Here is a 14,383-nt window from a genome sequence, read left to right as displayed (position 1 = left end):
GTCCACGCTTCCCTTCCTTCAATACCAAATTGTCAAAGAACCGAACCGAAGTTCAAGTCACGAGGTCAACAGGGCATCGGCTCCGGAGGAGCAGTCTGCTCGAATTGTCGTGAAAGCGGGGCAACCGAAGCTGTCTGGCCGAGGCCGTCAGCACGTCGCCGCCGTCGATGGAGCGGGTTATACGCAGCCCCTCGAGATGAGTCAACACGCATTGTCAAAAAAGATTCACACAGGCGCGGTGCGGTGGAAATCTTCGGCAGTGCAACAACTTGAAGCCCCTCGGCCGCTCCCGCAATGCAGCATCTTTCTGCGGTTTTCCCATGCGGATCTGCGGCTGTCGGCCCCGGGCGCGGCCCCCCCACTCTGCAGCCTCTCGCCAGGATCGAGACGTGAGCATGGCGCCGCATCCGTCCGGATATGAAAGAAGCCTGCATGAGACCGGGCAAGAAAAGGACCGCCCGGCGGCATAAGGCCGGTCCGCGCCTGAGGCCTGACGGGAGGCGCTGAAAGCCCCTCGCTCGCACGCCTAATATAAAAGGGATCCGCGCCGTCCCTCTCCGCCGCCGCCTCATCGCGACGGATGCCCGGTGGAGCGGCCCCGGATCCCGGCCGGAGCGCCCGCGGGGGACAAGCCACGCTTCGGCCATATTCTGGCCACGGGCCTCAGGCACTTCCTGCCAAGGGGTTAAAAATGCACCTCGTTCGCAGCCAGGGTTTGACCTTGTCCACCGGACGCGGCATTTTCCCTTCTGATCCATTGGTATCCAGTCAGTCACGCGTGTAACCAGTCCGGACCTTCATGCAGCTTGTCGCATCCTCTTCTGCCCTTCACGGGCACATGCACCTCGGGGACATGCCCCCGCTGATGGTGCAGGATGGGCGCAACGCGCTGCCGGACAGGCGCAAGGTGTCCCTGCGCTGGCTCACAGGCACCATTCTCACCGGCCTGACATCCGTGGTTCTCATGGGGGGCGCGCTGCTCGCAGCCTTCCAGGGCGATTACAATTTCGCCGAAGCCGCCCTGCCGGAACGGGATCTCGCCTTCACGGGCCAGGCCGATGCGCCCGGCGCCAAGGGGGACCGCATCAGCCGCAGCACCGAGGAATTCGCCAGCAAGCAGGTCATCCCGGTCAATGTGGTGACAAAGGTTGGAGATCGCGAGCTGATCAAGGTCCGGCCCTACGTGCTGGTGACTTCCAGTCTCGCCACCCGGCGCAACCGGGATGTCGCCCAGGACATTCCGCCCTTCAACCCCCTCAACCTCTTCTCCGACGTGCAACCCTTGCCAGAGGCGGCGCCGGCGAGCGACGAGGAGATCCTGGAGTCCGGCTATGGCGCCAAGGTCGAGGGCCAGCTCAGCATCTCCCTGCGCACCTTCCCCACCAGCAGCCCGCTGATCGACGCGGAGGCGACGCCGGACGAGGCCACGGTGGAAGAGGATGTGCGCGAGTCCTCCCGGTTCCTGACTGCGGCCTCCATGGATCTGTCCACCCAGGCCCTGATCGATCCGGCCCGGTTCGACTTCAACCTGGCAAAGCAATCGGAATTCGCCCGTCTCGACGTGCGCATCACGCCGGAGAACGTGTCCTTCATCTCCAAGCAGGATGACGACATCCGCTACGCCGGTCTCGAAGAGAAGATCGTGCCCATTTCCGCGGAAATGGATCTGGGTGACGTGATGCAGGACAATGACGCGCTGCCGGATGAGGCAGCCGAGATCAGCCTGGCCATGGCCGACGACTTCGGCGTGAAGCAACTGGAGCCCGGCCACCGCCTGCGCATTGCCTATGCTCCCGCCCCCGACGACCCGACCCGCATGCGTCCGGAGCGGATCAGCCTCTATTCCGGCACGATCCATCAGGCGACCATCGCCCGCTCCGACAGCGGTGCCTATGTGCGGGCCAATGCGCCGACCACCTTCCTGGCAGATGCCTTTGCAGAGGCGGACCGTGTCTCCTATGGCGGACCGACGCCGGTGCTCTATGACAGCATCTATCAGACGGCCCTCGAGCAGGACATGTCGGAAGGTCTGATCGGGGAGATGATGCAGATCTTCTCCTTCGACGTGGACTTCAACGCCCGCGTCCAGCCGGGAGACTCGCTGGAGGTCTTCTATTCCGAGGCAACGGAAGGCACGCCGCCGGAAATCCTCTACGCCTCGCTCAACACCGGCAGCAGCCGCCGCCAGTTCTACCGCTTCCGCGCGCCGGATGACGGCTCGGTGGACTATTACGACGAGAACGGTCAGAGCGCGAAGAAATTCCTCGTGCGCAAGCCCGTCTCCGAGGGGCGCTTCGTCTCCGGTTTCGGCCTGCGTCGGCACCCGATCCACAAATACTCCAAGATGCATACGGGCGTTGACTGGGCGGCAAGCCGCGGAACGCCGATCATGGCAGCAGGCAACGGCGTGATCGAGAGCATCGGCTGGAGCTCCAGCTATGGCCGCCGCATCGAGCTGCGCCACACCAATGGCTACACCACCACCTACAACCACATGAACGCCTTCGCGAAGGGGCTGGATGTAGGCACCCGGGTGCGTCAGGGCCAGGTGATCGGCTATGTCGGCTCCACCGGTCTGTCGACCGGCCCGCACCTGCATTATGAGGTCAAGGTCAACGACCGCTTCGTGGATCCCATGCGCATCCGCCTGCCCCGCGGCCGGGTTCTGGATGGCGACATGCTCGCCGCCTTCCGCTCCGAGCAGCGCCGGGTCGAGGCCCTGCTCCAGCGCTCGCAGAAGCCCTCCCGCGTCGCAGCCGTCCAGTAATCGGCGACACTCCGCATCCCGCGAGATCGCGTAAGAAAAAAGCCGGGCTCGAGGCCCGGCTTCTTCCGTTCAGTCTGTGGGTGCCGCCCCCCGGATCCCCGCCGAGGCGATCCGGATGGCGGATTTGTGAGTCGGCTCAAGCCGCTTCGGTGACACCGGCGCGGGCCTCGAAGGACAGCCGATCGCCCGCAAGCGAGACCTCGACCAGTTCGCCGTCCTGCACCGTCCCGGAGAGGATCCGCTCGGCCAGCGGGTCCTGCACTTCCTTCTGGATCACCCGCTTCAGCGGGCGCGCGCCATAGGCCGGGTCGTAGCCCTTGTCGGCCAGCCAGCTGAGCGCGGGACCATCCACATCGAGAGTGATCTTGCGATCCTCCAGCAGCTTGCGTAGACGCTTGAGCTGGATCTCCACGATATGGGTCATCTGGGCCCGCTGCAGCCGGTGGAAGAGCACGATCTCGTCCAGACGGTTCAGGAACTCCGGACGGAAATGCGCCTTGACGCTGGCCATGACCAGATCGCGCACCGCATCCGTATCCTCGCCATCGGCCTGGGCCACCAGATGTTCGGCCCCCAGGTTCGAGGTCATGATGATCAGCGTGTTGCGGAAGTCCACGGTGCGGCCCTGACCATCGGTCAGGCGGCCGTCATCGAGCACCTGCAGCAGCACGTTGAACACGTCCCCGTGGGCCTTCTCGATCTCGTCGAAGAGGACCACCTGGTACGGCCGACGCCGGACGGCTTCGGTCAGGGCACCGCCTTCCTCGTAACCGACATAGCCCGGAGGCGCGCCGATCAGACGGGAGACGGAGTGCTTCTCCATGTATTCCGACATGTCGAGGCGGACCATCGCCGTGTCGTCGTCGAAGAGGAACTCCGCCAGCGCCTTGGTCAGCTCGGTCTTGCCCACACCCGTCGGGCCGAGGAACATGAACGAGCCGATCGGACGGTTCGGATCCTGCAGGCCGGCGCGCGCCCGGCGCACGGCAGTCGAGACCGCATGAATGGCCTCGCCCTGACCGACGACGCGCTTTGCCAGCATGTCTTCCATGCGCAGCAGCTTGTCACGCTCGCCTTCCAGCATCTTGTCGACCGGAATGCCCGTCCACTTGGACACGACCTGCGCCACATGGGCGGAAGTCACGGCCTCGTCGACCATGGCCTCGCCGGCCTTGTCCTGCTCTTCGGCCGCCTTCAGCTTGCGCTCCAGATCCGGGATGACCCCATAGGCCAGCTCGCCAGCCTTGCCCAGGTCACCGCGCCGCTGGGCGATCTCCAGATCGATGCGTGCCTGGTCCAGCTGTTCCTTGATCTTCTGCTCAAGGTTCAGCTTGTCCTTTTCCGCTTCCCAGCGCCGGGTCAGGGAGAGGGCTTCCTCCTCGAGGGTCGACAGCTCCTTCTCCAGCTTGCCGAGCCGGTCGCGGGCGGCCGGGTCATCTTCCTTCTTCAGCGCTTCCCGCTCGATCTTGAGCTGGATGATGCGCCGGTCGAGTTCGTCGAGCTCCTCGGGCTTGCTGTCGACCTGCATGCGCAGACGGCTGGCCGCCTCGTCCACCAGGTCGATCGCCTTGTCCGGCAGGAACCGGTCGGTGATGTAGCGGTTCGAGAGCGTGGCCGCGGACACGATGGCAGAGTCGGTGATCCGCACCCCGTGGTGCAGCTCGTACTTTTCCTTGATGCCGCGCAGGATGGAGATCGTGTCTTCCACCGTCGGCTCGCTGACGAAGACGGGCTGGAAGCGACGGGCGAGGGCTGCGTCCTTTTCCACATGCTTGCGATATTCGTCGAGCGTGGTTGCACCGACGCAGTGCAGCTCGCCGCGGGCAAGAGCCGGCTTCAGCAGGTTGGAGGCATCCATCGCCCCATCGGCCTTGCCGGCACCCACAAGCGTGTGCATCTCGTCGATGAAGAGGATGATGCCGCCGGTAGCCGCCTCCACTTCGCTCAGAATGGCCTTGAGCCGCTCCTCGAACTCGCCGCGATATTTCGCACCCGCAATCAGCGCGCCCATGTCGAGGGCGAGCAGCTGCTTGTTCTTGAGGGATTCGGGAACGTCGCCATTGACGATGCGCAGGGCCAGACCCTCCGCGATCGCGGTCTTGCCGACGCCCGGTTCACCGATGAGCACGGGATTGTTCTTCGTCCGGCGGGACAGGACCTGGATGGTGCGACGGATTTCCTCGTCGCGACCGATAACCGGGTCGAGCTTGCCGTCCCGCGCCACCTTGGTCAGGTCGCGGGCGTATTTCTTCAGGGCGTCATAGCTGTTTTCGGCCGTGGCGCTGTCGGCGGTCCGTCCCTGGCGCAGAGCGTTGATGGCCTCGTTCAGGCCATTGGGGGTCGCACCGGCCTTGGCAAGCAGCTTGCCGGCCTCGGTGTCCTTGTCCATGAGCAGGGCAAGCAGCAGCCGTTCGACGGTGACGAAACTGTCGCCCGCCTTCTCGGCGATCTTCTCGGCCTGATCGAACAGGCGAGCCGTCGCCTGGCCCAGATACAGCTGACCGTTGCCACCGGTAACCCGGGGCATCTTTTCCAGAACGGCAGCGAGATCGGCCTTGGCCTGCTTTGCGTTGCCGCCAGCCTTGCCGATCAGACCGGCTGCCATGCCTTCGGGATCGTCGAGCAGAACCTTGAGGATATGCTCAGGGGTGAACTGCTGATGTCCCTGACCGAGCGCATAGGTCTGGGCGGACTGAATGAAGCCGCGCACGCGCTCGCTGTATTTTTCAATATTCATGATGTCCTCCTGTCCGTTCCCCGCCCGAAGCACGCGGAACGCTGAAGTCTCCGGACCCTCATCGAGGCATCCGGCCGGTGCCTGAGCACCGTACCCCAGATATAAGGAGTGAAGCTTGCGGCAAAAGAGGCTTGCGGAAAATTCGCAAGGCAGAGCTTGCTGACGAGCCCCGCTCTGGATGCAGACCAGAAGCACGGAGCCCAAGAACAAGCGGCCCCCAGCAAAACGGCCAAAGCAAAACGGCGCCCCGAGGGGCGCCGCCAGAAATCATCAGGGTCTCGGACCCGATCCGTGTCGATCACTCGCCAGCCGGAACCGGCTCGGCATCCTGATCGGCCGCCTTGCGGCGCGTGGTCCGACGTTTCGGCTTCGGAGCGGCCTCTTCCTCGGTCACAGAGGGAGCAGCATCCTGGGCCGGAGCCTCGCCAGCATCCCCGTCACGGCGAACGCCACGACCACGGGTGCCGCGAACCCGGCGACGCGGCTTTGCATCTTCGTCATCGCCATGCATGTCGGCACCGCCTGCATCGTGGCCGTTCAGATGACCTGCGTCATCGATGATCGGCATCGCGTCGATGAAGGGCTGCGGGCTGTCCGGATCGATGGACGGGCCACGGTTGTCGCGATCCCGGTCCCGATCACGGGACGGACGCTCGCGGCGCTCCTGGCGCTCGCCACGGTCGAAACGTTCGCTGCGCTCGGCGCGTTCAGGGCGTTCGGCACGGTCAGGGCGCTCGGCACGCTCCGGACGGCTCGGGGCCATCTGGATGTCGTCATCGCCTTCGTCCTGATCGTCATCACCACGCGAGGACATCATCGGCTGGCCCTGCTGGGCGCTGGCGACGATGCGCAGATAGTGCTCCGCGTGCTGGAAATAGTTCTCGGACATGATCCGGTCGCCAGAGGCCTGGGCATCCCGCGCGAGCTGCTGATACTTCTCGGCGACGTGAAGCGCAGTACCGCGGATCTTTACATCCGGACCATTGGATTCATAGGTTCTGGTGAGCGGGTTGGGACCCTTGCGGCCACGTCCACGCATGCGCTTGTTGCTTTGATTTCCTGGTCTCATCCTGCCGTTTACTCTTAAGGAACGGCGACCAGCACAAAGGCCGGCCCAACATCGGAATTCTATAAAACCGATACGAAATAGCTACCGAAACCAGCCAGATAGGCCAGCGGCTGTCACGTTGCGACAGGTCCACGAAGACGCAAGGGTTACCCTTGAGGCGTAGTCGAGGTTACGCGAATGTCTGCGACAGTCCGATGATCCGGATGTTCCGTTACACGGCTGTGACGATGCACAATGACTGCTCTGCTGAAGCATAACCGTCTGGTTTGTGCATGGCGCCCCGTGCTGCCGGCAATGCCCCGCTGAGCGCTGATCGCAATTTTCCGGTCTCGGCGAAGTGAACCTAGCCGGTTCAGAGGGCTTTTCCAAGCGCTTTTTCGCAACAACATTAAAACCGGACGGCATAAGGCCATTGCCCCAGCACCACGCGATCCTGCCCGGCGAGATCCTGAAGGATTTCAATCGCGTCGAAACCGGCGTCCCGCATCAGGCCGCTGACCGCCTCCCCCTGATCGTAGCCGATCTCGAAGGCGAGCCGCCCGCCGAGCGCAAGCACCCGTTGCGCCTCGTCGACCAGAACCCGATAGGCGTCGAGCCCGTCTGCCCCTCCGTCAAGGGCGCGATTCGGGTCATTCAGGCGCACCTCGTCGGCAAGGCCGGCCACCACATCGGTCGCGATATAGGGCGGATTGGAAATGACCCAGTCGAGGCCGCCCGCGCAGGCAGACAGATAATCGGCCCGCACGGCCAGGAAACGGTCCCCGACGCGGTTGAGCGCGGCATTCGCAACGGCCCGGGACAGGGCACCCTCGCTGATGTCCACCGCCATGCAGACGGCACCGGGCAGCTCGTGCAGCAGGGCAACCGCGATCGCGCCGCTGCCCGTACCGATATCGGCGAGAAGCAGGGGCTCGCCCGGCGTTGCATGCCGCAGCACGGCCTCGACCAGGGTTTCCGTGTCCGGGCGCGGCTCCAGCGTGTCGGCGTTCAGATGGAACTCCAGCCCCCAGAACTCCCGGCGGCCCAGAATGCGACCGACCGGTTCCCCGGCAAGCCGGCGGCTCTCGAACCGAGCCAGGACATCAAGCATGTCGGGGGTCAGCAGAGCGTCTTCGTGGAGCGGAAGCTGACGCGCCTCGATGCCGGACGCCTCCCCCAGAAGAAGCCGCGCATCCAGATCGGGTGTGGCCAGGCCGGCCTCGCGGAACCGCTGCCTCAGGGCGCGATAGGCCACGCCGAGAGTGAGCGCCGCGGCCGGATCGGTTGCATCGCCCCCGCTGCCCATGATCAGGCCTCTTCCGCTGCCAGCAGGTTGGTCTGGAAATCGAGCACCAGCGCCTCGATCACCTCGCCAAGCGCCTCGCCGGAGAGGATTTGCTCCAGCTTGTAGAGGGTCAGGCCGATACGGTGATCGGTGACGCGGCCTTGCGGGAAGTTATAGGTGCGAATGCGCTCCGAACGATCGCCAGACCCCACCTGCAGGCGGCGAGCCTCCGTGCGCTCGTTGGCCGCCTTCTCGCGTTCCGCGTCATAGATGCGCGCCCGCAGCAGCTGCATGGCCCGGGCCTTGTTCTTGTGCTGGGACCGCTCGTCCTGCACGGCGACCACCACCCCGGTGGGGATGTGGGTAATGCGCACCGCAGAGTCGGTCGTGTTCACGTGCTGCCCGCCCGCACCGGACGCGCGGAACGTGTCGATGCGCAGGTCGCTCTCGTTGATGTCGATGTCCACATCCTCCGCCTGAGGCAGGACGGCGACGGTGGCAGCCGACGTGTGAATGCGCCCGCCGGATTCGGTCGCGGGCACGCGCTGCACCCGGTGCACGCCGCTTTCGAACTTCATGCGCGCGAAGACATTCTCGCCGGACACGGAGGCAATGATTTCCTTGTAGCCGCCCACTTCGCCGTCGCTGGCGGAAAGCACTTCCACCTTCCAGCCATTGAGCTCGGCAAAGCGCTGATACATGCGGAAGAGATCGCCGGCAAAGAGCGCGGCCTCATCCCCGCCGGTGCCGGCGCGCACTTCCAGAATGGCGTCGTTCTTGTCCGCCTCGTCCTTCGGCAGAAGACCGATGCGCACGTCTTGGGTCAGCGCCTCGACCTTTTCTTCCAGCTCCTCCTGCTCCATCTCGGCCAGATCGCGCATCTCCGCGTCAGTGGCCGGATCGGAGAGAAGGGCCTTGGCATCGGCCAGATCCCGCTCCGCCTTGCCGAGCGCGCGGATCTTCATGACCAGCGGCTCGAGCTGGGCATATTCGCGCGACAGCTTCACATAGGCCTCGGGCTCGACGCCGCCGGCCATGCGATGTTCCAGTTCGGCAAACCGGTCGAGAAGGGTATCGAGCTTGTGTCGCGCCAGCATGAGCGCAGGTCTCCTTTGAAGCGGACACCGGCGGAAAGCTCCGCCGGCCGCATCGGATTGTCAGGCAGATTGGCTAGAGAACCACGTCCATTTCCTCGGCGAAGCGCACGAGGAAGTCGCGGATGTTCTTGTCCTGGTGGCCAGGCTCCAGCCGCGGCAGAAGCCGCGCGGCCAGGCGGCCCGCGTCGAGCGAGCGGATCATGGCCTTCACCGGCCCCAGCGACGACGGAGACATGGAGAGATCGCGGAAGCCGATGCCGACGAGGGCCATCGCTTCCAGCGGACGCCCCGCCAGTTCGCCGCACAGCGTCACCGGCACATGCGCCCGGTTGGCCGCGTCCAGCAGACGCTTCAGCGCCCGCAGGAACCCGAGGCCCAGCGGATCGAACCGGTCGGACACCCGGGTGTTGCCCCGGTCCACGGCGAACATGAACTGGAACAGGTCGTTGGAGCCGACAGACACGAAATCCACATGCTGCAGCAGCTCGTCGAGCTGGAACAGCAGGGAGGGCACCTCGATCATGACCCCGAGACGGATGGTCTCCGGCACGTCATGACCGTGGCGTCGCAGATGCTTCAGTTCCTTCTCCACCAGGGAGCGGGCCTTGAGGAATTCGTCCACCTCGGCCACCATCGGGAACATCAGCTTGAGATCGCGACCGGCGGCCGCCCGCAGCAGGGCGCGGATCTGGGTCCGCAGCAGCCCCGGACGGTCGAGGCCGAGACGCAGGGCGCGCCAGCCCATGGCCGGATTCTCTTCCTGGATGGAGCGCAGATAGGGCAGCACCTTGTCGCCGCCGATATCGAGGGAGCGGAACGTCACCGGCTTGCCGGCGGCCGCATCCAGCACCTGCGTATACTGGGCCTGCTGTTCCTTCAGGCGCGGGAAGGACGAGGCCACCATGAACTGCAGCTCGGTACGGAACAGACCGACCCCTGCCGCCCCGGCTTCCGCCAGATGCGGCAGGTCGACGAGCAGCCCCGCGTTCATCTGCAGCGAGACTTCCACCCCGTCCTTGGTGACGGATGGCTTGTTGCGCAGGCGCCGGTACTGGGCCTGACGCCGTGCCCGGAAGCGGACCTTCTCCGCATAGGCGTTCTGCACGTCCTGGGCCGGGCGCAGATGCACCTCGCCGGTCTCGCCGTCGATGATGATCGCATCGCCCGCATCCGCCAGGCTGACGATGTCGTCCACCTGACCGACCAGCGGAATGCCGAGCGCGCGCCCGACGATGGTCACATGGCTGGTCGGACCGCCCTCTTCCAGCAGCAGGCCGCGGATGCGGTCCCGGCCATAGTCGAGCAGCTCCGCCGCGCCCATGTTGCGCGCCACGATGATGGCGTCCTTGGGCAGCTCGCCGGTCTCCGACCCATGCTCGCGGCCCATGAGTTCGCGGATCAGCCGGTTGGCCAGATCGTCGAGATCATGCAGGCGCTCGCGCAGATAGGGGTCGGTCTGGCGCAGCAAGCGGGCCCGCATGTCGCTCTGGACCTTTTCGACGGCCGCTTCCGCCGTCAGGCCGTTGCGGATCGCTTCCTCGATCTTGCGGATCCAGCCCCGGTCATAGGCGAACATCCGGTAGGCTTCGAGCACCTCGCGATGCTCGCCCGCCGCCGCCATGTCGCCGCTGGCCAGAAGATCGTCGATCGACAGGCGCAGCCGGTTGATCGCTGCATCCAGCCGGTGCTTTTCGGCTTCCGTGTCTTCGGCAATCAGATTGGTGACGACGACGCGCGGTTCGTGCAGGACCACATGACCGAGGCCCACACCTTCGGCCAGCCCCACGCCCATGGCGTGGATCGGGCGCGACAGGTCGAGACCCGTGTCCTTCTGGGCAATGGCTTCGAGCTCGCCGGCCGCGACCATTTCGGCAATGACCATTGCCGTGGTCTGCAGGGCCTCGACCTCATCCTCGAGATAGGTCCGGTGCGACTGGTTCTGAACAACGAGAACGCCGAGCGTGCGCCCGGCCCGCAGGATCGGAACCCCGAGGAAGGAATTATAGGCGTCTTCCCCCGTCTCAGGCAGATAGGCGAAGCTGGGGTGCGCGCGGGCATTGGGAAGATTGAGCGGCCGGGCCTCGGCCGCGATCAGGCCGACAAGGCCCTGACCGACACGCAGAGAGGCGCGGTGAACCGCTTCACGGTTCAGACCTTCAGTCGCATAGAGCTCCAGCACGCCATCGGCGCGCAGGATATAGACGGAGCAGACCTCGGCGACCACATTCGCCGCGATCAGGACCACGATCTTGTCGAGCCGCTCCTGCGCCGTGATCGGTTCCGCCATGACCTCGCGGAGCCGTCGGAGCAACAGGCGCGGACCGGCCAGGTTGCTGCGCATCGCCTACCCCGTCATTCCCTGGTCCGACCCTTCCGCATTCCGGGCGGAATGCGAAAGGGAAAGTGCCAGTATGAACTTACCCGTCCAAACCGTATAGCGAATGGAGAGTCCGCACTGCAAGTTCCGTATAGGCGGAATCGATCAGAACGGAGATCTTGATCTCGGACGTGGTGATCGCCCGGATGTTGATGCCCTTGCTGGCCAGGCCGCGGAAACAGTCGGCCGCGATGCCGGCGTGAGAGCGCATGCCGATGCCGATGACCGACACCTTCACCACATCCCGCGCGCCTTCGATGTTCTGGAAACCGATCTGCTCGCGGTTGTCGTTCAGAACCTTCATGGCCCGGTCGTAGTCGGCGTCCGGCACCGTGAAGGTGATGTCCGTGGTGGCCCCGTCCGGCGAGATGTTCTGGACGATCATGTCCACGTTGATGTTGGAATCCGCCATCGGACCGAAGACCGAATGGGCGACGCCCGGCTTGTCGGCCACATCACGGATGGAAATCTGGGCTTCGTCCTTCGAGAAGGCGATGCCGGTCACAACTTGCTGTTCCACGAGCTCATCCTCGTCGCAGATAAGGGTACCGGGGGGAAGATCGCCGACGCCGACCTGCGGTGCATCGGGATCATCGAAACTGGAGCGCACGAAGGTGCGCACACCGTGAACCATGGCCATCTCGACCGAACGCACCTGCAGCACCTTGGCACCGAGGCTCGCCATCTCGAGCATTTCCTCGAAGGAAACGCGATCCAGACGCTTGGCTTTCGGGACGATGCGCGGGTCGGTCGTGTAGACGCCGTCCACGTCGGTGTAGATGTCGCAGCGGTCGGCCTTGATGGCAGCGGCAATCGCAACGGCGCTGGTGTCTGATCCGCCACGGCCGAGGGTAGAGATCCGGTTGTCCGGCGCCAGACCCTGGAAGCCGGCCAGAACGGCCACCTGGCCCTGGGAAATGCGTTCGATCAGGAAGCTGCCGTCGATTTCCTTGATGCGCGCGGCGCCATGGTTCTCGTCGGTCTTGATCGGCACCTGCCAGCCCTGCCAGGAGCGAGCGTTCACGCCCATGTCCTGCAGCACGATGGCCAGAAGGCCCGATGTGACCTGCTCACCGGAAGCAACGACGGCGTCATATTCGCGCGCATCATGCAGCGGAGAGGCCTGCCGGCAAAAGTCGACCAGCTTGTTGGTCTGGCCCGCCATCGCGGAAACGACGACCGCCACCTCGTGGCCGGCATCCACTTCCCGTTTCACGTGCCGCGCCACGTTCCGGATCCGGTCCAGATCGGCCACCGAAGTGCCGCCGAATTTCATAACCAAACGCGCCATGGAGCTCTAAAATCTTCCTGCAAGGAGTAGGAGAGGAACCCGACCGGGCGCCTCTTGCGGATCGGGCGACATCCATACAGTGACTGCCCGCGCCTCGCAAGCCACGCCTTGACAAAACCGGCGAGAGCGACAAGGAACCTCTTTCAGGGAGAGACTTCGCGTCCCCCGCCCAATCTGAAGGATGCAGACCATGAGCAGCACGGGCTCCAGCACGACCCAGGGCACAGGCTCCACCATCGACGAGACCGAAGTTGCCCGGTTCTCCGCCATGGCCGACGAGTGGTGGGACCCGACCGGCAAGTTCAAGCCGCTGCACAAGTTCCAGCCGGTGCGCCTGTCCTACATCAAGGAAAAGGTCTGTGCCCATTTCGGTCGCGACTGGCGCGCCTCCGACGCCTTCTCCGGCCTGCGCTTCCTCGACATCGGCTGCGGCGGCGGCCTTCTCAGCGAACCCATGGCGCGCCTCGGTGCCGACGTGGTCGGCGCTGACCCCTCCGAGACCAACATCCGCATTGCCGGCCTCCACGCCCAGCAGAGCGGCCTGACCATCGACTACCGGGCGTCGACCGCCGAGGACCTTGCCGCAGCCGGCGAGACCTTCGACGTGGTGCTCAACATGGAAGTGGTCGAACACGTGGCCGACGTGCCCCTGTTCCTGGAAAAGACCGCCAGCATGGTCAAGCCCGGCGGCCTGATGTTCGTCGCCACCATCAACCGCACCATGAAGGCCTATGCGCTGGCCATCGTCGGCGCGGAGCGCGTCCTGCGCTGGCTGCCCAAGGGCACCCACTCCTATGACAAGCTGGTGCGTCCGCAGGAGATCGAAGGCCCGCTGGGAGCCGCCGGCATGAGCATCGTCGACCGCACGGGCGTGACCTACAACCCCCTCCTCGACCGCTGGGGCCCGTCGCGGGACATGGACGTGAACTACATGTTGCTCGCCGAACGGGCGAAGTAAGCCATGGAGCCACTGGTCCTCGTTCCCGGTCTTCTGTGCACCCAGACGCTCTACGCACCGCAGATCGTGGCCTTTGCCGACCGCCAGATCCTGGTGGCCGACCATCGCGGCCATGACAGCATCGCAGCCATTGCGCGGGACGTGCTGACCGCGGCGCCTGATCGCTTCGCCCTTTGCGGCCTCTCCATGGGTGGTTACATCGCCCTGGAGATCCTGCGCCAGGCCCCGGAGCGGGTTAGCCGTCTGGCGCTGCTCGACACCAATGCCCGTGCCGACACGCCCGAGCAGACGGAGCGGCGCAACGTGCTGATCCGCTTGACCGAGGACCGCGGCTTCGCACGGGTGCCCGAGCTGCTCTACCCCGGCTTCGTGCATGAGAACCGGCGCGATGACGCCGAGCTGAAGGCAACAGTCGTCGAGATGGCCGAGGAAACCGGCCCGGACGCCTTCATCCGCCAGACCAGGGCGATCATCGGCCGGATGGATTCGCGCCCCTTCCTGCCGCAGATCACGTGCCCGACACTGGTCCTCGTCGGCGCGGGGGACACCCTGACCCCGCCGGACCTGTCCCGCGAGATGCACGGGCTCATCCCCGGCAGCACCCTGGAAATCGTTCCGGATTGCGGACATTTGTCCACCCTCGAAGCCCCCGGGGCGATCACGGCCGCGCTCAAGTGCTGGATCGGCTCGACCTCCGCCTTTTCCCCGCGCTGAAGGCCGCCTCTACAGGCAGCTCCGATCTTAGACTTTAGCCTGCGACATTTTTCATCAGGATAATGCCGTAAGGGAAGTATATACTTCCGCGTGTGGATCAGGCCGACGC

9 protein-coding genes are annotated in these 14,383 nt (G+C 65.0%); 3 read left to right on the top strand and 6 right to left on the bottom strand.

The features are described 5' to 3' along the window. Nucleotides 1-799: 799 nt before the first annotated feature. Complete coding sequence (locus tag FR728_RS18010; RefSeq protein WP_208998905.1) at nucleotides 800-2,767, top strand: M23 family metallopeptidase; 1,968 nt, start codon at nucleotides 800-802, stop codon at nucleotides 2,765-2,767. 136 nt (nucleotides 2,768-2,903) lie between these two features. On the opposite strand, the gene clpB is transcribed toward FR728_RS18010, so the two are convergent. The 6 genes from clpB to FR728_RS17980 form a co-directional block, all read right to left on the bottom strand. Further along, a complete protein-coding gene (clpB, locus tag FR728_RS18005) occupies nucleotides 2,904-5,504 on the bottom strand; it encodes an ATP-dependent chaperone ClpB (protein WP_149894143.1) in 2,601 nt (866 codons plus the stop codon). Nucleotides 5,505-5,802: 298 nt separating this feature from the next. Next, nucleotides 5,803-6,573, bottom strand: a complete 771-nt coding sequence (locus FR728_RS18000; protein WP_149894142.1) for a DUF4167 domain-containing protein — start codon at nucleotides 6,571-6,573, stop codon at nucleotides 5,803-5,805. Between the two features lie 388 nt (nucleotides 6,574-6,961). After that, the gene (gene prmC / locus FR728_RS17995) at nucleotides 6,962-7,858 is read right to left on the bottom strand and encodes a peptide chain release factor N(5)-glutamine methyltransferase (RefSeq protein WP_149894141.1); all 897 of its coding nucleotides are present in this window, start codon (nucleotides 7,856-7,858) and stop codon (nucleotides 6,962-6,964) included. A gap of 2 nt (nucleotides 7,859-7,860) precedes the next feature. After that, nucleotides 7,861-8,934, bottom strand: a complete 1,074-nt coding sequence (prfA, locus tag FR728_RS17990; protein ID WP_149894140.1) for a peptide chain release factor 1 — start codon at nucleotides 8,932-8,934, stop codon at nucleotides 7,861-7,863. A gap of 73 nt (nucleotides 8,935-9,007) precedes the next feature. Continuing rightward, entirely contained in the window at nucleotides 9,008-11,275 is a 2,268-nt protein-coding gene (gene ptsP / locus FR728_RS17985; protein ID WP_149894139.1) for a phosphoenolpyruvate--protein phosphotransferase, read from the bottom strand. A gap of 76 nt (nucleotides 11,276-11,351) precedes the next feature. Beyond that, nucleotides 11,352-12,602 carry an aspartate kinase gene (locus tag FR728_RS17980; protein ID WP_149894138.1) on the bottom strand — a complete coding sequence of 417 codons (1,251 nt, stop codon included), beginning with the start codon at nucleotides 12,600-12,602 and terminating at the stop codon, nucleotides 11,352-11,354. 190 nt (nucleotides 12,603-12,792) lie between these two features. Between FR728_RS17980 and ubiG the strand changes: the two genes are divergently transcribed. Together ubiG and FR728_RS17970 are read left to right on the top strand one after the other, a co-directional pair. Beyond that, nucleotides 12,793-13,560: a bifunctional 2-polyprenyl-6-hydroxyphenol methylase/3-demethylubiquinol 3-O-methyltransferase UbiG gene (gene ubiG / locus FR728_RS17975; RefSeq protein WP_149894137.1), complete on the top strand. Its 768-nt coding sequence runs from the start codon at nucleotides 12,793-12,795 to the stop codon at nucleotides 13,558-13,560. A 3-nt stretch (nucleotides 13,561-13,563) separates the two neighbouring features. Continuing rightward, the gene (locus tag FR728_RS17970; RefSeq protein WP_149894136.1) at nucleotides 13,564-14,274 is read left to right on the top strand and encodes an alpha/beta fold hydrolase; all 711 of its coding nucleotides are present in this window, start codon (nucleotides 13,564-13,566) and stop codon (nucleotides 14,272-14,274) included. Nucleotides 14,275-14,383: the final 109 nt, after the last annotated feature.

It is taken from the genome of Roseibium aestuarii (assembly GCF_008477545.1).
GTDB lineage: Bacteria > Pseudomonadota > Alphaproteobacteria > Rhizobiales > Stappiaceae > Roseibium > Roseibium aestuarii.
The sequence above is the reverse complement of the archived record's forward strand: the minus strand, read 5'-3'. Positions and strand labels throughout refer to the sequence as shown.

What these genes read in the sequence shown, in the direction of transcription:
- FR728_RS18010 (WP_208998905.1), top strand. Translation starts at nt 800, where the DNA reads ATGCAGCTTGTCGCATCCTCTTCTGCCCTTCACGGGCACATGCACCTC.
- clpB (WP_149894143.1), bottom strand. Translation starts at nt 5,504, where the DNA reads ATGAATATTGAAAAATACAGCGAGCGCGTGCGCGGCTTCATTCAGTCC.
- FR728_RS18000 (WP_149894142.1), bottom strand. Translation starts at nt 6,573, where the DNA reads ATGAGACCAGGAAATCAAAGCAACAAGCGCATGCGTGGACGTGGCCGC.
- prmC (WP_149894141.1), bottom strand. Translation starts at nt 7,858, where the DNA reads ATGGGCAGCGGGGGCGATGCAACCGATCCGGCCGCGGCGCTCACTCTC.
- prfA (WP_149894140.1), bottom strand. Translation starts at nt 8,934, where the DNA reads ATGCTGGCGCGACACAAGCTCGATACCCTTCTCGACCGGTTTGCCGAA.
- ptsP (WP_149894139.1), bottom strand. Translation starts at nt 11,275, where the DNA reads ATGCGCAGCAACCTGGCCGGTCCGCGCCTGTTGCTCCGACGGCTCCGC.
- FR728_RS17980 (WP_149894138.1), bottom strand. Translation starts at nt 12,602, where the DNA reads ATGGCGCGTTTGGTTATGAAATTCGGCGGCACTTCGGTGGCCGATCTG.
- ubiG (WP_149894137.1), top strand. Translation starts at nt 12,793, where the DNA reads ATGAGCAGCACGGGCTCCAGCACGACCCAGGGCACAGGCTCCACCATC.
- FR728_RS17970 (WP_149894136.1), top strand. Translation starts at nt 13,564, where the DNA reads ATGGAGCCACTGGTCCTCGTTCCCGGTCTTCTGTGCACCCAGACGCTC.